We start from the raw sequence: 21,483 nt of genomic DNA, 5'->3' as shown, positions 1-21,483 counted from the left end.
TCGCACGTTGAAAAAGACATTTTATTTTATACGACACGGACAGACTGATCTAAATTTAAAAGGTATTGTGCAGGGACGGGGTGTTAATTCCCCGCTCAATAAGATGGGCATAGCTCAAGCTCAGGCTTTCTTTGATCATTATAAGACAGTGCCTTTTGATAAGATATATACCTCCACTTTATTGCGTACGCATCAAACTGTACAAGGATTTCTTGATTTGGATTTACCTTGGGAACAGCTTGTTGGTTTGGATGAAATAAGCTGGGGCGTTTATGAAGGAAAAGAACAAACACCAGAGTTGCTAACTGGTTTTGAAAAATTGGTCGCATCATGGCGCAACGGAGAATTGGATGTCAGTATTGAAAACGGAGAGTCTCCTCATGAATTGATGGCTCGTCAACAAGTCGCCTTGGATCATATGCTCGCTCAGGCAGATGAAAAAAACATATTAGTCTGTATGCACGGTCGTGCTTTACGAATTATGCTTTGTCTAATGACTGGTGTTGATGCCCGTTATATGGATGATTTCCCGCATACAAATACTGCTTTATATAAATTGCTGTATGATAATGGTCAATTTGAGATTGTGGACCATTACAATACTGCACACTTAGAAGCATTGATAAATGAATAAAATTAGAGTTTCTGCCGTATCGTATACCAATACTTATCCATTTTTGAATGGAATACGTAAATCGAAAGTGATGGAGCAAATCGACTTGAGCGTTGATTATCCAAGTGCCTGTGCACAGAAAGTAATCGATGATCAAGCTGATATCGGTATTATACCGACAGCTGCCTTATTAAGTCTTCCCGAGTATTATATTAATACCGATTTTTGTATCGGCACAGAAGGTGCTGTTGATTCTGTCTTTATTTTTGCCAATAAGCCTATTGAAGATGTAAAAACTTTACGTTTGGATAAGCAATCGCGCACGTCAAATGGTTTAGCACGTGTATTGATTAAAAATTATTGGAAAAAAGATGTAGAATTGGTCACTGATGAATCTATAGAGCCAGATGCCTATGTTTTAATTGGGGATCGTACTTTCGGTAAGAAGAATGCAGTACCCTATGTTTATGATTTGGGGGAAGAGTGGTTTAACTTCACCGGATTACCTTTTGCTTTTGCTTTATGGGTAAGTAACAAAAAGCTTCCCGACTCTTTTGTGGAGCAATTTAATGAAGCTTTAGCATATGGCGTTGAACATGCAACCGATGTGATAGCCGGTCTCCCAGAATTTGAGGGCTTTGATTATACCAAATATCTGACACAGCATCTTAATTTCCATTTGACAGATAAGAAACGCGAAGCTGTGCAGTTGTATCTCCGGTATTTAAAAGAATTGGATTAACCTGGGTCGCTTGACCTGAACAGGAACCATGACATACCCTGAAAAATTTTAAATCAGAATCGCCAGGTAAGCCTTACACGGCATTGTGAAGGCTTACCTGCCGATTGATTCCCCGGGTGCACTACACCCCTGATAAATTCCCTTTATTTCTTGCTTTTGTTTATAACGACTTCGATAAGGCGTATAACTCCGATTACACCATGTTTGGAATTAAAAGGGTGACAGTACCCTTTTTAAAGGGTATTAACAAGGGGTTAATAGGGGTATACCCCTGTTAACCCCCTGTAATACCCCTGTTAAAGTCAAACATGGTATTAACCAAGAGTTAATCAGGTTCCTATAAAAAAAACACTCATTGAGTGGTTTTTATATCAACTTATTTAAACGACAATTCAGGTCTCCTTATGCATTGGAATCACAGTTTGATGATGGATATGACCTTCACAAGCGAAATAGGTAAGGAGAATCTCTTGGAGTGTAAAGAACTAGGTACGTCCAATTTTTACTTTACGTCCTTTGATTTTTTGCCCACTAGCCTTATTGATAATAATGGAAGCAAGCTTTCTTTTAACGGCAACATAAGCTACCTTATCTTTCACTTCTATTATACCGATGTCGTCTTTTTCAACACCTTCCAAATGCAGGAGAAAACCTACGATGTCAATTTTATTGACTTTATCTTTTCGTCCAGCACTGATATAAAGTGTGGCGAAAGGTGAATTTTCCGGAAGATCATAGTATTCGGGAAATTCCTCTTCAGGTATTTCTTCCGCTATATAGGGATAGGCTTCTTCAGGCTTTAAGATGACATAGACATCACCCTTTGCCTGCATACGCGCAGTACGTCCATTGCGATGAATAAAGCCATCTTCTTTATGCGGTAGCTGGTAATGAATAATGGCATCGACTTCGGGGATATCCAGCCCTCTTGCAGCCAAATCGGTCGTGATCAAAACATTGTTGGAATGATTACGGAATTTGAGAAGCGCCAGCTCACGATCTTGCTGTTCAAGTCCGCCATGAAAGGTGTCGTGAATAATATTGCGATTGTCCAGCAGTTCGCTGATGTGATCTACTGCATCGCGATGATTACAGAAAATAATCATTTTTTTCGTCCCGATCTTGCAGATGAGTTTTAGCAATGCCTCCAATTTCTTTTGAACAGGAGCAACGACCTTTTTTATTGTAATGCGGGGTATGTTCTGTGAGTTATTCAGAAAATCAACAAGGATAGGCTCCTTTATCTGTGTAAATGGCGGGATTACATCCATCATTGTTGCAGAAGTCAATATCCGTGATCTGATGGCCGGTATATGTCGAATAATGAAATCCATTTGATGCTGAAATCCCAGTTCCAACGATTTATCAAATTCGTCTAACACAAGGGTGTGGATACTGGTCGGATCAAAATTTCCTTCTTCGATATGTTGCTTTATACGTCCTGGAGTTCCTATAATAATTGCGGGAGCATCCTTGAATTCATTTTTTTCGATACGGGTACTATGACCGCCATAGGCACAGGTGACTTTGTGACCTGTGGTCACCTTGCGTAGCACTTGCTCTATCTGTAAGGCAAGTTCGCGGGTCGGCACTAAAATCAGTACTTGAACCTCCCGAACGATGTCCTTCAATTGCGCTAAAATGAGCAATGAAAAGGCCAAGGTTTTGCCAGATCCTGTGGGTGAAAGTAAGATGAAATCATGGTCTTTTTGATACGATTCCACTACTTTTTTTTGCATCTCATTTAAGGATGAAATGCCTAATTTATTTAAAATAGCTTCTAGCTGCATTTGACAAAAATACAAAATACCGCTATCTTGAAAGGAACAAACTAGAATGAAAATTTTTTAAGCATTTTATACCTAAAAAAACAAGGTAATCGGTCTATAAAAGATGATTACCTTGCAATGATTTGTATCGATATATTGGAAAACGCGGTATAGTTGCCGCGTTATTAATTCTTAATAAGTATTGTTTTATAAAATATCAATACCTTCTTGTCTTAGCGTTTCTTTTTTGTCCTCTTCCCAGATACTGACTTGGACTTCTCCAATATGTTGTTTCTTGAGCATAAACATACAGACACGTGATTGTCCAATTCCACCGCCCATAGATTCCGGTAATTGATCATTAAGAAGCATGCTGTGGAAAGTCAGTTTGGATTTTTCATTGCAATTTCTGATTTCCATTTGATGTGCCAAAGCTGTTTTATCGACACGAATTCCCATGGAAGAAAGCTCAAACGCTGAATTTAAGATCGGGTTCCATACGAGAATATCGCCGTTCAATCCTTTGTGGCCAGCCTCATTGGCAGTACTCCAGTCGTCGTAGTCGGCTGCGCGTCCATCATGTGCAACACCATTGCTCAGTGCCCCTCCGATACCATATAAAAACACAGCACCGTATTCTTTTGTGATTGTATTTTCACGTTCCTTTGCACTTAGATTAGGATATTTTTGCAGTAGTTCTTCAGCCGAAATGAATGTAATGGTTTCTGGAAGAATCGCTTTTATCTGTGGATACTTGCTTTCAACCTGTTGTTCTGTAAATCGTAATGCATCGTAAATTTTTAATACAGTTTCTTTCAGCAAGGCCAAATTACGTTGATCTTTATCGATTACTTTTTCCCAATCCCATTGGTCTACATAGATCGAGTGAATAGGGGTGTAATCTTCATCAGGACGCAGTGCTTTCATATCTGTCACGATGCCTTCCCCAGGTAACATTTCAAGCTCTTTTAAACGGACTCTTTTCCATTTTGCCAATGAATGTACCACGACAGCTCTTTTTTCATTCAATGATTTAATCGGAAATGATACCGGACGCTCAATTCCATTTAAGTCATCGTTTAATCCTGTGCCGTCTAAAACCACCAATGGTGATGAGATCGGAATTAAATTTAATGCTTTCTTTAGTTGTTGGACAAATGTATCTTTAACGAAGCTGATAGCAACTTCGGTACTTAAAAGTTTTCTTCCCTCCATATGAGTCAAATGAAATACCATGCATGGATTGATACGCATGGTTTTATTTTTTATTCAGTTATTTCATACAAAAGTATGAAAATATCATTGGTTAATCTGTTTGGTTGTGATTTTTAATATTTATCCATTAAAAAGTTGAAAAAATAAAAAAATTCTAACAAAATGAAGATAGGTCAATATTTAATTATAAAACTAATAATTTGTTGGTGCAACTAAAAGTGTTTGGTTACTTACCAAAAGAGCCCTGAAATATTTCAGGGCTCTTTTGTTTATGGTGGATCGATTGAATTGATTAAACAGAGAAGCTTTCGCCACATGCACAGGTCCGGCTCGCATTCGGATTGTGGAATTCAAAACCCTTTCCGTCCAAACCATCGGAATAATCCAATTCTGTACCTGCCAGGTATAAAAATGATTTTATATCCAAACAGACTTTCACGCCTTTATCTTCGAAAAATTGATCACCTTTTTTTTCTTCGTTATCGAAGTTCAGCTTATAACTCAAGCCCGAACAACCGCCACTTTCCACAGCAACACGCACAAAGTAATTGCTGTCATATTGCTCATCCTTCATGATTTCCTCGATACGAGTTTTTGCTTTGTCAGTAACTGTAATCATAGTAATATCCTTTGTATGACACAAAGATACATACAATCTTGTTATATTTCGTCTCCTATAAAGTTTTTAGAATGTCATAAATTAATCGATCAAGCCAGCTTTGAAAAGTTGCCAGATGGGGGATTGATCGCGGATTTTGCGAACCGCTGCTGTGATCAATTGGGCACATTGTATAATATCCTCTTGCGTCGTAAATATGCTTAAGCTGAAGCGAATGGCCGATAATGCATCTTCTTTGGAAATACCCATAGCCATTAAAACATGGGAAGGTTCTCTGGATCCGGTCACACAGGCCGAGCCCGAGGAAAGGGCCAATGTGGGACAGGTAGTCATTATTTCACTGGCCAGTATATGTTTAAAACTAATGTAACTGGTGTTTGGTAGGCGGAGTGCATTTTTTCCATGAATGATGATTTCAGGAATCTCACTTAAAATTTCTTCCAATAGATTGCGGTTTCGTTCGACCGTATTATAAGATGTTGGCTTAATCAGAGATATGGCTTTTCCAAAGCCGACGATAGCTGGCACATTGTATGTACCGCCTCTAAATCCGCTTTCCTGACCACCACCTGCAATCAGCGGGGCAATCTGAATCGGCTTAGATTTTCGACGAATGTATAAGGCGCCGATTCCCTTTGGGCCATGAAGTTTATGCGCACTCAGACATAAGAGGTCGATAGGGATTTTTTGTAGATCAATGTCGATTTTTCCAACAGCCTGGGTTGCATCACAGAAGAACAAGATATCTTTCTCTGTACAAATCGTAGCAATTTGTGCCAGTGATGCACATACCCCTGTCTCGTTATTTGCAGCCATGATGCAAACGAGTATGGTCTGTGCACTCATCGCATTTTTCAAGTCGTCCATATTGATCATTCCTTGTGCATCGACGGGGAGATAGGTGATCTGTGCTCCTTTTTTCGTCAATTGTTCACAGCAACTTAGGACAGCCTTGTGTTCTGTTGAAACGGTGATAATATGATTCCCCTTGGATTGATATTTGTCAAATATGCCACAGATTACGGTATTAATACTTTCTGTTGCACCTGAATTGAAAAATAGTTCTTTCGCTGAACAATTCAGCACTTCAGCTAGTTGTCCTCTAGCAAGTTGGATGGCAGCATTGGCTTCGCGTCCCATTTGGTGATAGACACTCGATGCGTTTGCATAATTTTGGATGAAATAGGGAGTCATGGTATTCCATACTTCATCCAAAATTCGAGTTGTTGCGTTGTTGTCCAAATAAATGATATCCTTCATCAGGATAAAGATAAGGATAATAAAGGTTATGCTGAAGCCTTCACATCAACTTCCTTTTTTTTGACATTCGGATCATACCTTAAGCCTGGCGTTAACCAATACATCAGTATGATACGGGAATAGCGGTAGTTGAATGGCGACATTAAAACAACGCTCATGATCGCAACTGTTGCATAGAGTATAAAAGAAGAATCATTGCCTGTCAGGATATAGGTTGCCATGCAAGCAGTAACCATTTCGGCGATGGAAAACGCATAGGTAACATACATGGCACCATAAAAATAACCTGGCTCACGTTCGTAACGAAGTCCACAGTATTCGCAATGGCTATTCATTTTTTGTACTTTCAGACCGTAAGCAGGCCCTTGGTACACATGGCCGATTCTACATCTTGGACATTTTGCTTGCCATGCGGCCTTAAATTCAGATAATTCGTATTTAACCTCTTCCATAGTTATAGTTGTTTTCTGAACTCTTCTGGTGTGAGCCCAGCGGATTTTTTGAAAAATTTAGTAAAGTATGAGTTGTCCTTAAATTGCAGCTCATCTGCAATTTCGGTAATATTTAAATTTCTATTGACCAGGAGCCGCTTTGCTTCAAGGACAATGCGGTTCCGGATGATTTCTCCCGCAGACTGTCCAATATAAGACTTACAGATCGCGTTGAGATGATTGGGCGTGATAAATAGCTGATCCGCATAAATGCTGGGCAGCTTGGTCGATTTAAACTGCTGTTCAACCAATTGCTGAAAGCTGTTGAATATTTTATGGTTGTAAGGATTGCCTCTTTCGAGATGTTCCTTCTCTGTAGCAATTGAAATATATAATATAAATTGCAGTAAAAGTGTACGGATATAGTCTTCCGATAATCGCTCGGCTTTGGCGGATAAGATTTGGTCAAGAATAGCAGTCGCCTGGTAACGATACTGTTCAGCCAATACAAATATCAGATGTTCAATTTTACCCTGTAAAAAGCTAAAGCGCTCCAGGTAATCGGTACGTAAAAGAAAAGATTGAAAGTAATCAATCGAAAAATTGACAACATAACCTGCTTCATCACCCACAAAATTCCAGGTATGTACCTGACCCGGCACCATAAAATAGATCTGATAAGGCGCTATCTTATAATGATTAAAATCAATGATATGCTCACCCGACCCCTTGGTGAAAAGGACGAAATGAAAAAAATTATGCTTATGTGGGAACACCATATCCTGATGTTTGATGATATATTCTTTCAGATCATCAATATGAATCGTTGTGTTATTGTTGAGATCAATACTACAACTATCAATGATAGGTATGGTGTTTTTTCTATTCATATTACAAAATTAGGGTAAATATTCTTTTATAAGTGGTGTTTATTTGTTGTTTTGTGGTATTTTTCAATGATTTTGATCTTTTGATAGGTAGTGGACGATGTTGGAACAATCCTTGTTCCTAAATTTTTAAAATATATTAATAAATGGAAAGTAATTTGAATAGCCTAGAAACGAGATTTGGGCGTTTGACAGACATTGTGATTGAGTCTATTCCGGGGATTATAGGGGGAATTATCCTATTAATTCTCGGTAAATATGTGATTGGTTTTGTGGACCGATTATTACATAAACGTTTTGAAAAGAAAAATGTGGATCCTTCGATCCGGGCTTTTATCTCTAGCATCGTCAAGATTGTCATGTGGGTGATGTTGCTTCTTACTGTAGCCAGCCAGATTGGGATTCAGACAACCTCGTTTATTGCAGCGTTGTCTGCTTTTGGATTGGCTGTTGGTATGGCGCTTCAGGGCAGCTTGAGCAATTTTGCTGGCGGAGTGCTCATATTGATGTTTAGGCCTTTTGAAGTAGGAGATTCCATATCGAGTGCAAATGGTACTGCAGGTACGGTAGAAAGGATTGATATCTTGTATTCCACTTTAATAGGGGATGATGGGGTACGTGTTTTTAGCCCTAATGGACCCTTAGCTAATTCGGTTATCAAAAATTACACGAAAATTGTGCAACGGATGTTTGAATATACCATCAGTATCTCTTATGATAAAAACGTGAAAGAAGCGAAAGATATCATATTAAGGGTTCTCCGTTCGAATGAGAATGTGTTGACAAGTCCGGAGCCAACTGTTTTCATCAAAGAATTGGGGGACAGTGCCATGGTTTTGACCGTTCGTGCCTGGACGAAAAGAGAGCACTATGTCGCTGCGCGAAACTCGATGCAGGAAAAGATTATGTTGGAGCTGGAAAGGAACGATATTAGTTTATCTTCCAATCCGACGCAGATTAGCATTGTTTCAAATTCAAGTGACCAAGGAACTGCAAAAACTTAGTCCTGGTCCGTTTCCAATGCATGTATAAGGACAAAGTACCTGTAGGCAATGATAGCCTGCTGGTACTTTTTTAATTTTAACGGATCCATCTTACCGTATTTTGGTAAGATGGCTTTATTTAAGCTATTTAAAAGCTGAAAAAATCTTCGTTTCATTGATATACTTCTTTATTGATAATTTGTGGCATTTTTTCGCCTTTGATTGCGGCCAGTAAGTTGCTGGCGGCCATCAATGCCATATTATCCCTTGTTTCTACGGTGGCAGAGCCGATATGCGGCAGGATACAAACATTTTCCATCGTTAAGAGTGGGTTTTTTGGATCCATCGGCTCCGGGTCTGTTACATCAAGCCCGGCGCCCCATAATTGGCCAGTCTGCAGGGCTTCTGTTAGATCCAATTCATTGACCAATCCGCCCCTAGCCGTATTCACTAATATAGCGGAGTTTTTCATGCGCGTAAACGTATTTTTGTCAAATCGGTTTTTAGTCTCCGCAGTCAAAGCTGCATGGATTGAAAGTACATCGCTCCGCGTGAGCAGATCGTCGAAATTAACATATCGTGCGCCAAGAATTTGTTCTGCTTCCTCATTACGGCTCCGATTGTAATAGATAATTTCCATGTTATACGCTGCTTTGGCTTTTCTGGCGAATTCAAAGCCAATTCGTCCCAGTCCATAAATGCCTAGTGTTTTGTTATTGAGCTCGATGCCTAGGTTTGCCGTGGGATCAAAACCTTTCCATTCGCCCTGCAAAATTCTTTTGTGGTTGAAAAATGCTTTCCGCGATACCGATAGCATCAAGAGGAAAGCAACGTCTGCTGTTGCTCCCGAAAGGATGCCCGGTGTATTGCTTACGGGGATTCCATGCTGTGTAGCGGCTGAGATATCCACATTGTCATAGCCGACGCTCATGAGAGATAGGGCTTTTAGGTTGGGGCAGTTTTGGAAAAAATTAGCATCAAACTTTTGCATCCCACCGTTAAGGACGTAGTCGACCTGTTGGCTAGCTTTGATAAGCTCCGTTTCGGATAGGGGAGTACTTGAATCGTGTATAGAAATGTCGTGCCCAGCAGATTTTAATAGATCTATGCCTTTTTGTGGAATTTTTTTAGTGATAAATATCTTCATGTAAATAGATGCTGTTTAGCTTGTTGTTGGTTGATTCCTCTGAATCCATTTGTTTTGTCCTATCTTCAAAATTAATGATCACTCATCGCTATTACAACAAAAAAAGCCATATTGTTGTTTCAATATGGCTCATTATTCCTTGTTTTTTGAACTTTACTTTTTACGGAGTAGGTAATCCAAGATAGCTTTACCCGTGTCATCGGTAGAGATGGCTGAATTGGACAAGATGACCACGCCACTTTTTTTGTCGGGCGATAAGGCTAGATAGGAGCTACTTCCGGCAGTTCCGCCATTGTGCCAATAAACCGTTAGGTCGTCAATCAAATTCATATGCCATGCGAGTCCGAGGTCTGTGTCTGGAGGTAGAAAAAATGTAAATAACCGGGTATTTGCCATCGCATTTTCCAATGGAGTCTGCGGCATTTTAAATTGCGCATTCGCAAATTTAAGCAGATCCTCCAGAGTCGATTTTAATCCACCAGCGGGACCGAAAGCGTCAAACGACCAAGGAATTACTTCTTGGCCTTCTTTGTTGTATACTTTAAAAGTATCTTTTCTCTTAGGGTCTAATACTTGAAAGGTATTACTCATTTCAAGTGGTTTACAGATGATGTCTTTTACAAGCTGATCATAACTTTTTTTATAGATACTGCATATAATGTCTCCTAATACGGCGTAACCAAGGTTGCTGTACTCATATTCTTCACCTGGATTTTTTTTATTTTTAAAGCTTGCGAGGTAATTATAAAGTGCTTTTTTGTCGTATGTTTTGTAGGGATCGTTTTCGTTAAATCCTTTGACTTTGTCGAGATTCTCAGGAAGCCGAGGTAAGCCAGAAGTATGATTGGCCAGCATTTGAAACGTTATTTTCGAAAGTTCTCCATTTTTCTTGAGTGTATCAGGAAGAAATAGCGCGATAGGTTGATCTAACGTGACTGTTCCTTCTTCGACAAGATTTGACAAAAGTATAGCCGTAAAAACTTTGCTCAGCGAACCGATTTCATAAATAGACGTTTTTGTTGGTGGAGTTTGGTTGCCTTTGGCCGTCTCGCCATAGAAATAGGTTTTGGTTTGTCCGTTCTTTAAAATGCCAATGGCAAGTGATTGTGTGTTTTGTTGTTTCAGGTACGTATTTGCAACTGAATCGACAAAAAGGTCGTCGTTATCGACAGATTTCTGTGTAGCAGGTACCACAATAGTTTTTTCCACTTGAGGCTTCCCTGCTAAAGGTGTGAATTTTAATGTGTTGAATTTTAGGGTAGTATCCGTTGCAAAAAGGACCGCATATGATTTGCTGTCGAAGTCCATTTGATAGGTTGCAAGACCTTTTTCAAATTCTTGTATCGTTGAGCTTTTTACTCTTCCTAAGGGGTATAGCTCTTGGAGTACTTGCGTGAATTTGGCTAGGCTAATTTGCTGTTTAAAAGAATCACTGGCCAAATTATAGGCGGAGTCTGTCATCTGGGAATTGATAAAAAATTCCAGCTTATTGTAAACTCCTCTGTTGATCTGTTCCGCAGGATTCGTTTGGGCAAAGGAGTAAGAAGAGATGCCCAGCAATACTATTGTAATTAAATGTTTCATAACTATTGATGGGCACAAATCTACGGAATGTTTAAATTCCAATCAATTGTTTTAATCGTGCATAGCCTGATTTACTGATATTGAGCTTTTCGCCCGATGTCAGTGCAGCAATATAAGAGTCTTTTTCATAAGGTTCCAATTTAGCCAACTGATCCACTTTGATGATAAAAGAACGGTGGATGCGGACAAATTGATTTGGATCCAAAGATTTTTCAAAAAAGGACATGGTTTTGTTCTTGAGGTACATGCCATCTTTGGTATGAATCTTAACATAGTCATCGTAAGACTCCAGATATTTGACGGTATCAATTGGAATAATTTTGATCTGGGTGCCTGTTTTTACAACAATACGGTCAATTTTTGTTTCGTCTTGCGCTGTAAGGACTTCGTAGTTGGGCTGTACCTTTTTCTCCGGAGCTGAGAAGTTAGCCCTAAATTTTTCCAAGGCTTTTTTAAAGCGCGTAGGTGATACCGGTTTTAACAGATAATCCAATGCGTTCTTCTCAAAAGCTTTTAAGGCGTACTCATCAAAAGCCGTCGTAAAGATGACAGCTGGTGGATTGTCTATCAGTTCCAGCATTTCAAAACCCGTTAATTTGGGCATTTGTACGTCCAGAAAAATTAAATCCGGTTCGTGCGCATGGATAGCCTTAACAGCTTCAAAGCCATCACCGCATTCTGCCATGATGGATATATCGGCTTCATTTTTTAGGTAACCCGCGATAATGGAGCGTGCAAGGGGTTCATCATCGATAATAACGACTTTAATCATATTGAGGTATTTTTAGGGTGCTGATAAATATGTTGTCCTGAATTTGAGTTTCCAGTAGATCATTTCTTCCATACAGGAGATATAATCTGCGCTGAATGCTCGAAAGCCCAAATCCAGTGCCTTTTTTCGGTTTTGACTGTTCTTCGGTGTCGAAGGGGTTGGTAATCTGAATCAGCAGCTGACCATCATTCGAATGGCATTTTATTTTAATTTCTACTTGATCCGTTACATTATATAAGCCGTGTTTAATTGCATTTTCTACCAGTGGCTGAATAATCATGGCTGGTAATCTATTGTTGAAAATTTCTTCTGAGGAAGAGATGGATGTATTTAGTCGATGACCGAAACGAACTTTTTCAATATCGAGATAAAGTTGAAGGTGATCGAGTTCTTCTTCAAGTGTGATAATTTGATTGTTTTCTTTTCTTAATGTTCCTCTTAAAAAGTCCGATAGCTGAAATGTCATGTTTCGGGCTTCATCCGGATTGGCACCAATAAGTGCTATAATGGAGTTGAGGCTATTGAATAGGAAATGCGGCTGTAACTGTTGTCTTAGATTATACAGTTCGGCTTCCCGAAGTAAATTTTCGGATTCCTGTTTCCGCTTGATATTGTTGATGTTATCTTCCTGAATATTCCAAACGATGTTGATAATGGCAACAGAAGTCAAAATGAGGAAGTTAACGATACCCCGATAGGGTAATGTTAAATCCAGCAAAGGGGTAAAGGTCGATTGGATAAAGTAACTCATCAAGAATCGGCTTAATGCGATGCTTATTGCGCCCATGATTAAACCGATGATGAGTACCTTCCAAATCTCCCGGGGTTGTGGGGTATAGAAATTAAGTGCTGATGACATGCCATAACAGCAAAACATCATCACCACACTGTTTATAAATGAATCTTTGAATGCGAGTTGTTGGTCAAAACCAGAACGAAGCATCAATAGGTATTGTAATGCAAGATATCCGATAAATACGGATATACAGATAATGCCAATTAATCGACTTTTAACACTGAGGAACAGCTTACTTTTCATCTATTAAGCATTTTTTATGGTTAAATTACCTAAAATACAGGTGCCTGTTATATAGATTTTTTTATCTGTATCGGGGTTATAAATCGTTTGGAACCGGCGGTCATCGACAGAGCCCAAGATTGAGGCGACGTTGCTAAATACCGTCCAATGCGGAGGTATAATAATACGTGCGCTGCCAAACAATTGGAATGTATCGATCACAATAGGCTGCTGAATATCAGCTTTCGTTAGATCCAGCTCTACACTTCCAAATACATTGGTCATATTGCCCCCTCTAAAATGTTTGGAATAGATTACTTTCTTTTGGCCTGCAAAGATGGTATTCAGATTGAGGTTGTCCTCAAATGACTGGTGAAAGGAATCTTTATCTTTGTCGCCAAAAGCCTGCTGATTAGGCGAGGCTTGTTGGCTTGAACCGTATTGTTCGTTAAAAGGTCTGGATTCCTGGTCAGTAACACCGCTGTCAGTAACGCCTTCCATAGGTACGTTGACTCGCTTATCCCAGTCGTAAGAGCCTTGCGGCGGATTAGGGTAAGTTGGGGGAACCATCGGAGGTTTCCTTTTGCTCATGATAAAGTAAATCCCGAGAGAAATGATGATGATCGGGACGGTTACGGAACCAAAGTCTGTGCGCATCATTCTTGAAATAAGGCTTGCTCCGCCTATGATCAATAGGATAATGGCCGATTTTTTCTGAAATTGGGAATTTATACCAATGACCAATCCAATGATGATTAATATCGTTTGCCAGCCAAATAACCAATCCGGAAACCAGCTTCCTAAATTTAGGTTATTCAATAATAAGAATATACCTACGATGATCACAATCGCTCCTACAATATTGCGGCTATTATTGCTGTTTGGTATGATGGGTTCTTTTTCCATAATGTTTTTACTATTTATGACTCAAAGATAGAGGCACAAATATATTCTACATATTTGCTTTAGGTAATACAACTTATATTTTCGGTAAATGTAATGATTTCGTCGGTAAAAAATCTTGTTGTTTATTTTTTATCTCGGCTATAAATAGAAGTGAACTGCCATTTTTACGCGTAATTGTCTTTTTTTTTAATATTATTTGGTGTATTAAAATGAATTATTATATATTTATCAAAGATTAAGATTACTTTAAACTTAAATAACAACCAATGGGAGATTTTGAAAACAAAGAACGTGAAGAAGTTTTTTCAAAAAAGGTGAGAGCAGGTAAGCGTACTTATTTTTTTGATGTAAAAGCAACTCGATCGAACGATTACTACATTACTATCACAGAAAGCAAGAAGCGCTTTGAGGATGGCCAGTTTATTAAGCATAAGATTTTCTTATATAAAGAAGATTTTGAGAAATTCGCTGATGGTTTGACGGATGTGGTTAATTACATCAAGTCTAATCAGGAAGTAATCGAGAAACGTTATGAGCCTAACTTTGATGATGCATACGCTGAGGAAGCGGATGTTCGGTCAAAAGATGATTTTTCGTTCTAGTATCCGTAGAACGAAATCTTAATGAAAAAAAGAAATAAAAGCCACTGTTGTGGCTTTTTTTATTGTTTTTATATCCGATGCCGCACTTGACGACCAAGGTGATGGTTATAATGGTATATTTCGCAGGAAATCATTGAGCACCGCATTAAATTTTTCGGGTTCCTCGAGATTTGGAAGGTGCCCGGATTCTTCAAACTCCATATAGCGGACGTCGGGTATATTTTCGATAAGGATATTTGTTTGCTCTTCGCTCATCAACTTGTCGTGTTTACCTTTTATGATCAGTGTTGGAATAATAATTGTCTTCAACGAATGGGTTGTATCTGTTCGTGAAGCAAGAGCGAGTTGTGTCGCGCAAATGCTGGCGACTTCATTTCTGCGAATACAGCTTTTGACGAGTTCAACAGCTTCGGGGTTTTCACGGATTGTTTTATCGTGAAACACGTTTGCGATAAAGCCAATGGCAAATGGTCTTCTGCCATATTTTAATAAAGCCTGAATGGAATCAAAACGCTTTTGTTTGCCTTTGTTGTCGTCGGAAAGAGAATTCGTGTCACAGAGGATAAGTCCTTTGAGCTGTTGTCCGATCAGTTCATAGGTTCTGAGGGCGATGTAGCCACCCATAGAGATTCCACAAAGGATGACATGATTGAGGTCGAGTTTACGAATAAACTCCACAAGATCTTTGGCAAAAACATCGACGGAGAAAAAACCATGTCCATTGGTACTTAGGCCATGTCCTCGAACATCAATGGCGATGCCTGTATAATCTTCGTCGAGTTGTAGGAGTTGTTGTTTCCAGGTGTTTTTGTTGAAGGGGAAACCATGAATGAAAATGACTGTTTTCGGAGAGGGGTATAATTTGCTTGGGCGAATATAGTAAGAGATACTGATATCTCCGATGCGAATTTTACTGAGTTTTAATTCTCTTTTGCTCATGAATGCTAACATTTGTCCGTGTCTGAAAAAAAAAGTTGATATTTTAAATATAATATTATCAACGAGATAAAAGAAATGTTGTTGTATAAAGTTTAAAAAAGAGAAAAAATGTTTGTTAAATCGATAAATATAACGATATTTGCATCACCAAAACGGAAAAGGATAACGGATTTGTTTTGGTTGCCTAGCGCTCCTAGCTCAATTGGATAGAGCATCTGACTACGAATCAGAAGGTTAGGGGTTCGACTCCCTTGGTGCGCACAAATACAGTTTTTGTATTGTTAAAAGAGGCATTCCTAGCTCAATTGGATAGAGCGTCTGACTACGGATCAGAAGGTTAGGGGTTCGACTCCCTTGGAGTGCACAAATAAAAGCCAGTCAATTTGATTGGCTTTTTGTTTTTAGAAGCATAATTGCAGGGCAGTCGATGGAAGGAGGGAACTTCTTTTTGAAAAAAAATTTGTAAAAAAACGAATTCTGACTATATTTGCGTCACCAAAACACATGGGACAGAGTTCTAAACGTAATGGTTTATTGCGCTCCTAGCTCAATTGGATAGAGCATCTGACTACGGATCAGAAGGTTAGGGGTTCGACTCCCTTGGAGCGCACAACTGAAAAGCCTAGTCATCATCTGTGATTAGGCTTTTATTTTTTAACTCGTTTTAATTTCTTAAATAAAACTATGCTAAACCTTGTAATATTTGGCCCTCCGGGTGCAGGTAAGGGAACCCAATCTGCAAAGCTTATTGAAAAATATCAATTGGTTCATGTTTCAACTGGTGATATTTTTAGAGCACATATTAAAGGTCAAACGCCACTTGGTCAACAAGTGAGCCAGATTATTGCTGAGGGAAATTTAGTGCCAGATTCGATTACGATAGCAATGCTGGAAGAGGAAGTAAAGAAAAATCCGGATGCAAAAGGATTTATTTTTGATGGATTTCCTCGTACTGTTGCTCAAGCTGAGGCATTGGATGCTTTTTTAGAAGGTATCAATACATCAATCTCGGTAGTAATTGCACTGGATGTGAATGAGGATGAATTGAAAGCACGCATCGCTAAACGTAAGGAAATTTCTGGTCGTGCGGATGATGATGCTGATAAATTGGTGAAGCGTATTGATGAATATTTCACGAAGACGATTCATGTGTTGCCGTATTATGAGGCACAAGGTAAACTTTCTAAAGTGAATGGTATCGGTGATATCGATTCTATCTTTAAAAGTTTAACAGATATCATCGATAATTATTAATTAAGATAAGTACTTTTTAGACTGTAATAAATTGTAATGGCGCAAGGTTCGAATTTTGTTGATTATGTGAAAGTGTGTTGTCGTTCTGGACATGGTGGGGCAGGTTCGGCTCATTTGCACCGTGACAAGCACACAGCTACCGGTGGACCCGATGGTGGTGACGGCGGTCGTGGAGGGCATATTATACTGAAAGGAACGACTAATCTCTGGACGTTACTCCATTTAAAATATCGTAAGCATATTATTGCGTCAAACGGTGAGTCTGGCGGCAGTTCTTTGCGTACGGGGGCAACTGGACGTGATGAGATCTTGGAAGTGCCATTGGGTACGATTGCGAAGGATGCAGAGACGGGAGAGGTGTTGTTCGATATCACAGAAGACGGTGAAACCAGAATATTGGTTCCGGGAGGAAAAGGCGGACTGGGTAATTGGCATTTTAAGTCGCCAACGCAGCAGACACCGCGGTTTTCGCAACCTGGTCTTCCAGGTAAAGAGCAGTGGATGATTCTCGAATTGAAGGTTCTTGCTGATGTTGGACTGGTTGGATTCCCGAATGCTGGTAAATCAACGTTGTTGTCAGTCGTCTCTGCTGCGAAACCAGAAATCGCGAATTACCCCTTTACAACACTGGTACCTAATTTGGGTATGGTGAGCTACCGGGATAACCGTTCCTTTGTTATGGCCGATATTCCGGGTATTATCGAAGGCGCTTCAGAAGGAAAGGGATTAGGGTATCGTTTCTTGCGGCATATTGAACGAAATTCTGTTTTGCTGTTTATGGTGCCGGCCGATACCGATCGGACGATCCGTGAGGAGTACGCAATCTTATTGAATGAACTGACTGCGTATAATCCAGAATTGGCAGATAAACCCAAATTGCTGGCTATTACCAAGTCTGATATGCTCGATGAGGAGCTGGAGAAGGAAATGGAGCAGGAGCTACCGGAAGATGTACCCTATATTTTCATTTCTTCGGTGACCGGTAAAAATATATTGCCATTGAAAGATATGATCTGGAAAGCAATCAACTCCTAAAGGTTGAATATATAAATAGAAAAGGCGCTCCATACCGTGAAGCGCCTTTTCTGTTTATATTAAATGCTATATGTTGCTAAAAAAAGAACATTTTATAAGTTTTTTTGTTAATTTCATGCTATTATTTTATCCCGGATGGAAGGCTGGTTTTTAGCCCCATTACCAAATTAAATCTAAATGAAAACAGCAGACGAAAAGTATTGTGTAGAATGTGGCAAGTTGATCAATATCAAGGCCGAGGTTTGTCCCTATTGTGGCGTAAGACAGCCTATATTTTATGCCAACCAACCCTTTCAGCAACAAAATAACACGTTTCAGGATGACAGATGGTTGCCGGCATTGTTATTTTGCTTTTTTCTAGGCCCTTTTGGAGCACATCGGTTCTATTTGGGGCAAATTGGTACTGCCGTTATTCAGCTGCTTACCTTGGGCGGTTGTGGTATCTGGTATCTGATCGATTTGATTATGATTCTTGTCGGAAAATATAAGGATGCAGATGGCAATTACATTAAGAGTCCTATAAACAATAATTAATGATTTATATCCTGCTGAAATACCTTAAATATCATTGGATCTATTCGTTGGTATTGGGGTATTTCGGGATTGCTATAGGCTTATATCTTTTCACGGATATCCATATTCTTGTTCCTTGCCTTTGGAAGGCTGCAAGTGGCTATGATTGTCCGGGATGTGGTCTTACTACCGCTTTGATTGCCTTGCTACGCTTGGAGTTTCGAGAAGCCTGGTTAGAGAATCCATTGATTTATATGCTTGTGCCGCTATTGACAGGTCTGATTTTGAGAGACTTTGCAACGTTTTGGAGGAAGGAATCAGTTGAAGAATAAAAAAATAAAAAATGTTTTCACTTTTAAGTGATATGTCGTAACTTTGTCTCCCGTGAAAATTAAAGTAGAGTCTTTATTGGTAGGTGCCTTAGGAAACGGTTTATCAATCGTGATGATGCATTGTTAATTGATATTTAGCCCATTTGAGGGCTTTTTTTATATCCAATAAAGAACGCTTTAAAATTCATAAAAGTAAGGATACACATTTTATAATATTACATCGATAATGACCAACTACAGCAAATTGCCTGCAATTTTAGTTTTAGAAGATGGTACAGTTTATCACGGTAAAGCCGCTGGTAAAATTGGTACGACTACTGGGGAAATCTGTTTCAATACAGGAACAACTGGTTATCAAGAGATTTTCACTGATCCATCTTATTTTGGACAAATCATGGTAACCACCAATGCTCATATTGGTAACTATGGTATTGATGAGGATGATACCGAATCAAATCAAATTCAGATTGCGGGACTAGTTTGTAAGAACTACAACATCAACTATAGCCGTAAAATGGCTGATGAATCTATCCAAAGCTACTTTGAAGAGGGTAATTTAGTTGGTATTTCTGATGTGGATACCCGTTCATTGGTGCGACATATCCGTGATAAAGGTGCGATGAATGCGATTATTTCTTCAGAAACATTGGATGTTGAGGAATTAAAGCGTCAATTGGCTGAAGTTCCTTCAATGGATGGACTTGAGCTGTCTTCAAAAGTAACAACAGCTGAGCCTTATTTCTTCGGTAATGAAAATGCTTCGTTACGTGTAGCGGTTTTGGACTTAGGCATCAAGAAAAATATCTTGCGCAATTTTGAGGCTCGTGATGTTTATACAAAGGTTTTTCCTGCGAAAACAACATTTGAGGAAATGGAGAAATGGAATCCGGATGGTTATTTCATTTCCAATGGTCCTGGCGATCCAGCACCAATGGATTATGCAATCGATACGGTAAAAGCTATTTTGAATGCAAATAAACCGATGTTTGGTATTTGTTTAGGGCACCAGATCTTAGCATTGGCAAATGGTATCCGCACAAGCAAATTGCATAACGGACACCGTGGTATCAATCACCCAGTGAAGAATATTATCGCCAACCGTTGTGAAATCACTTCGCAGAACCACGGTTTTGGGGTTGTGGCTGAAGATATCCAAAATTCTGAGAACGTCGAAATTACACACGTTAATTTGAACGATCAGTCTATTGAAGGTATCCGTATCAAAGGACAGAAAGCATTTTCGGTGCAATATCACCCAGAATCATCACCGGGTCCACATGACTCGCGCTATTTGTTTGATGATTTTGTAGCGATGATCAAAAACTAAATTGTACAATATTATATAAAAAAACCCTTCAGATTTCGAAGGGTTTTTTATTGTGACAATAGTACCAATTATTCAGATTAGTACTATTTTATTCATAATAAATAGGGGAATAAATACATTTTTTATTATATTTGGTTGTGAAAAATGTCTGTAGACAAGAGTGTGTCTTATCTACACTAAGTAATGAAAATAAATTATAGTCTAATAAAGAGATGAGTTTAATTATCGATGTTCATGCGCGTCAAATTTTGGATTCGCGCGGTAACCCTACAATTGAGGTAGATGTTACTACACAAAATGGTTTTGTTGGTCGTGCAGCTGTTCCTTCAGGTGCTTCAACTGGTATTCACGAAGCAGTAGAATTGCGTGATGGTGACAAGTCAAAATATCTAGGAAAAGGTGTTTTGAAAGCTGTAGAGAATGTAAACACTAAAATTGCAAAAGCATTAGAAGGTGTAGATGTTTTCGAGCAAAATGCCATCGATAAAATCATGATTGATTTAGACGGTAGCGAAAATAAAGGAAACCTAGGCGCAAATGCTATTCTAGGAGTTTCTTTAGCTGTAGCGAAAGCTGCTGCACAAGAGTCGCGTCAACCATTATACCGTTATATCGGTGGTGTAAATGCGAACACGTTGCCTATCCCTATGATGAATATCATCAATGGTGGTTCACACTCTGATGCACCTATCGCATTTCAGGAATTTATGATCATGCCTGTGGGTGCGCCTTCATTCTCTGAAGCTTTGCGTTGGGGTACTGAGGTTTTCCATACCTTGAAAAAAATCTTACATGACAGAGGTCTTTCAACTGCAGTAGGTGATGAAGGTGGTTTTGCGCCAACTTTTGAAGGTACTGAGGATGCTATCGAAACAGTTTTGAAAGCGATTGAAATCGCTGGTTACAAACCAGGTCAAGATGTTTGTTTAGCATTGGATTGTGCTTCTTCTGAGTTCTACAAAGACGGTAAATACGATTATACGAAGTTTGAGGGTGATAAAGGTGCTGTACGTTCTAGTGAAGAACAAGCAAGCTATTTGGCTGATTTAACAGCTAAATACCCTATTATTTCTATCGAAGATGGTATGGCTGAAGATGATTGGGCTGGATGGAAAACATTGACTGACAAAATCGGTGACCATGTTCAATTGGTAGGTGATGATCTTTTTGTTACAAATACAAAACGTCTTCAACAAGGAATTGATACCCATACAGCAAATTCAATTTTAGTAAAAGTAAATCAAATCGGTTCATTGACTGAAACGATCAATGCGGTTACTTTAGCTCAAAATTCTGGTTATACTTCTGTGATGTCACACCGTTCGGGCGAAACTGAAGATGCGACTATCGCTGACTTAGCTGTAGCATTGAACTGTGGACAGATCAAAACTGGTTCTGCTTCACGTTCTGACCGTATGGCTAAATACAATCAATTGTTGCGTATCGAAGAAGAATTGGGTGGTAATGCCCGTTTCATCGGTAAAAACTTTAAATATGCTAAAAAATAAGCTAAAGTTTGATTTTTAATAAAAAAA

At 39.1% G+C, this 21,483-nt stretch carries 23 protein-coding genes and 3 tRNA genes; 13 read left to right on the top strand and 13 right to left on the bottom strand.

Going from position 1 to position 21,483, the window contains the following annotated elements:
- Positions 1–7 precede the first annotated feature (7 nt).
- Positions 8–634 (top strand): histidine phosphatase family protein, encoded by a 627-nt coding sequence (locus K2F45_RS18235; protein ID WP_075994881.1) that lies wholly within the window; start codon positions 8–10, stop codon positions 632–634.
- Positions 627–1,355 (top strand): menaquinone biosynthetic enzyme MqnA/MqnD family protein, encoded by a 729-nt coding sequence (locus K2F45_RS18230; protein WP_075993415.1) that lies wholly within the window; start codon positions 627–629, stop codon positions 1,353–1,355. Before K2F45_RS18235 ends, K2F45_RS18230 begins: the two co-directional genes overlap by 8 nt.
- 485 nt (positions 1,356–1,840) lie before the next feature.
- Here the strand turns inward: K2F45_RS18230 and K2F45_RS18225 are convergent, their stop codons facing one another.
- From K2F45_RS18225 to K2F45_RS18200, 6 genes are all read right to left on the bottom strand, one after another.
- A complete protein-coding gene (locus tag K2F45_RS18225; RefSeq protein WP_237241736.1) occupies positions 1,841–3,094 on the bottom strand; it encodes a DEAD/DEAH box helicase in 1,254 nt (417 codons plus the stop codon).
- Positions 3,095–3,331: 237 nt separating this feature from the next.
- Positions 3,332–4,378 (bottom strand): aspartate--ammonia ligase, encoded by a 1,047-nt coding sequence (asnA, locus tag K2F45_RS18220; protein WP_248932000.1) that lies wholly within the window; start codon positions 4,376–4,378, stop codon positions 3,332–3,334.
- Between the two features lie 253 nt (positions 4,379–4,631).
- Entirely contained in the window at positions 4,632–4,958 is a 327-nt protein-coding gene (locus K2F45_RS18215; protein ID WP_201667755.1) for a HesB/IscA family protein, read from the bottom strand.
- An 81-nt stretch (positions 4,959–5,039) separates the two neighbouring features.
- Positions 5,040–6,218, bottom strand: a complete 1,179-nt coding sequence (locus tag K2F45_RS18210) for a cysteine desulfurase family protein (protein ID WP_248931999.1) — start codon at positions 6,216–6,218, stop codon at positions 5,040–5,042.
- Positions 6,219–6,244: 26 nt separating this feature from the next.
- Positions 6,245–6,670: a DUF983 domain-containing protein gene (locus K2F45_RS18205; protein ID WP_046675442.1), complete on the bottom strand. Its 426-nt coding sequence runs from the start codon at positions 6,668–6,670 to the stop codon at positions 6,245–6,247.
- A gap of 2 nt (positions 6,671–6,672) precedes the next feature.
- Positions 6,673–7,539 carry an AraC family transcriptional regulator gene (locus tag K2F45_RS18200; RefSeq protein ID WP_201667756.1) on the bottom strand — a complete coding sequence of 289 codons (867 nt, stop codon included), beginning with the start codon at positions 7,537–7,539 and terminating at the stop codon, positions 6,673–6,675.
- A 143-nt stretch (positions 7,540–7,682) separates the two neighbouring features.
- Between K2F45_RS18200 and K2F45_RS18195 the strand changes: the two genes are divergently transcribed.
- A complete protein-coding gene (locus tag K2F45_RS18195; RefSeq protein ID WP_075993411.1) occupies positions 7,683–8,540 on the top strand; it encodes a mechanosensitive ion channel family protein in 858 nt (285 codons plus the stop codon).
- On the opposite strand, the gene K2F45_RS18190 is transcribed toward K2F45_RS18195, so the two are convergent.
- From K2F45_RS18190 to K2F45_RS18165, 6 genes are all read right to left on the bottom strand, one after another.
- Complete coding sequence (locus K2F45_RS18190) at positions 8,537–8,695, bottom strand: hypothetical protein (protein ID WP_167450500.1); 159 nt, start codon at positions 8,693–8,695, stop codon at positions 8,537–8,539. The two genes, K2F45_RS18195 and K2F45_RS18190, sit on opposite strands and share 4 nt — an antisense overlap.
- Positions 8,692–9,666: a 2-hydroxyacid dehydrogenase gene (locus K2F45_RS18185; RefSeq protein WP_201667757.1), complete on the bottom strand. Its 975-nt coding sequence runs from the start codon at positions 9,664–9,666 to the stop codon at positions 8,692–8,694. Before K2F45_RS18185 ends, K2F45_RS18190 begins: the two co-directional genes overlap by 4 nt.
- Positions 9,667–9,819: 153 nt before the next feature.
- Positions 9,820–11,250, bottom strand: a complete 1,431-nt coding sequence (locus tag K2F45_RS18180) for a serine hydrolase domain-containing protein (RefSeq protein ID WP_248931998.1) — start codon at positions 11,248–11,250, stop codon at positions 9,820–9,822.
- Between the two features lie 31 nt (positions 11,251–11,281).
- Entirely contained in the window at positions 11,282–12,022 is a 741-nt protein-coding gene (locus K2F45_RS18175; protein ID WP_248931997.1) for a LytR/AlgR family response regulator transcription factor, read from the bottom strand.
- Entirely contained in the window at positions 12,015–13,061 is a 1,047-nt protein-coding gene (locus K2F45_RS18170) for a sensor histidine kinase (protein WP_115050663.1), read from the bottom strand. The genes K2F45_RS18175 and K2F45_RS18170 overlap by 8 nt, the downstream gene beginning before the upstream one ends.
- Before the next feature lie 3 nt (positions 13,062–13,064).
- Complete coding sequence (locus tag K2F45_RS18165; RefSeq protein ID WP_115050665.1) at positions 13,065–13,946, bottom strand: LiaF transmembrane domain-containing protein; 882 nt, start codon at positions 13,944–13,946, stop codon at positions 13,065–13,067.
- Positions 13,947–14,212: 266 nt separating this feature from the next.
- On the opposite strand from K2F45_RS18165, the gene K2F45_RS18160 reads away from it, so the two are divergent.
- Positions 14,213–14,548, top strand: coding sequence for a DUF3276 family protein (locus tag K2F45_RS18160; protein WP_075993406.1), 336 nt, complete (start codon positions 14,213–14,215; stop codon positions 14,546–14,548).
- 105 nt (positions 14,549–14,653) lie between these two features.
- Here K2F45_RS18160 and K2F45_RS18155 read toward each other — a convergent pair whose 3' ends face one another.
- The gene (locus K2F45_RS18155; RefSeq protein ID WP_075993405.1) at positions 14,654–15,487 is read right to left on the bottom strand and encodes an alpha/beta fold hydrolase; all 834 of its coding nucleotides are present in this window, start codon (positions 15,485–15,487) and stop codon (positions 14,654–14,656) included.
- Positions 15,488–15,674: 187 nt separating this feature from the next.
- Between K2F45_RS18155 and K2F45_RS18150 the strand changes: the two genes are divergently transcribed.
- From K2F45_RS18150 to eno, 9 genes are all read left to right on the top strand, one after another.
- Positions 15,675–15,748: transfer RNA gene (locus tag K2F45_RS18150), tRNA-Arg, on the top strand.
- 29 nt (positions 15,749–15,777) lie between these two features.
- Positions 15,778–15,851, top strand: a tRNA-Arg gene (locus tag K2F45_RS18145).
- 172 nt (positions 15,852–16,023) lie between these two features.
- Positions 16,024–16,097 (top strand) — tRNA-Arg (locus K2F45_RS18140).
- A gap of 74 nt (positions 16,098–16,171) precedes the next feature.
- Positions 16,172–16,741: an adenylate kinase gene (locus K2F45_RS18135; RefSeq protein ID WP_046675448.1), complete on the top strand. Its 570-nt coding sequence runs from the start codon at positions 16,172–16,174 to the stop codon at positions 16,739–16,741.
- Between the two features lie 36 nt (positions 16,742–16,777).
- Positions 16,778–17,776 carry a GTPase ObgE gene (obgE, locus tag K2F45_RS18130; RefSeq protein ID WP_046675449.1) on the top strand — a complete coding sequence of 333 codons (999 nt, stop codon included), beginning with the start codon at positions 16,778–16,780 and terminating at the stop codon, positions 17,774–17,776.
- A gap of 177 nt (positions 17,777–17,953) precedes the next feature.
- Positions 17,954–18,310 carry an NINE protein gene (locus tag K2F45_RS18125; protein WP_075993404.1) on the top strand — a complete coding sequence of 119 codons (357 nt, stop codon included), beginning with the start codon at positions 17,954–17,956 and terminating at the stop codon, positions 18,308–18,310.
- Positions 18,310–18,621, top strand: coding sequence for a DUF2752 domain-containing protein (locus tag K2F45_RS18120; RefSeq protein WP_248931996.1), 312 nt, complete (start codon positions 18,310–18,312; stop codon positions 18,619–18,621). Before K2F45_RS18125 ends, K2F45_RS18120 begins: the two co-directional genes overlap by 1 nt.
- A gap of 226 nt (positions 18,622–18,847) precedes the next feature.
- Positions 18,848–19,948, top strand: a complete 1,101-nt coding sequence (gene carA / locus K2F45_RS18115; protein ID WP_075993402.1) for a glutamine-hydrolyzing carbamoyl-phosphate synthase small subunit — start codon at positions 18,848–18,850, stop codon at positions 19,946–19,948.
- Positions 19,949–20,160: 212 nt separating this feature from the next.
- Positions 20,161–21,456: a phosphopyruvate hydratase gene (gene eno / locus K2F45_RS18110; protein ID WP_248931995.1), complete on the top strand. Its 1,296-nt coding sequence runs from the start codon at positions 20,161–20,163 to the stop codon at positions 21,454–21,456.
- Positions 21,457–21,483: the final 27 nt, after the last annotated feature.

The organism is Sphingobacterium siyangense (assembly GCF_023277505.1).
GTDB classification, from domain to species: Bacteria; Bacteroidota; Bacteroidia; order Sphingobacteriales; family Sphingobacteriaceae; genus Sphingobacterium; species Sphingobacterium siyangense.
Note: the sequence above shows the minus strand (reverse complement) of the source record. Positions and strands in the feature narration are given on the sequence as shown.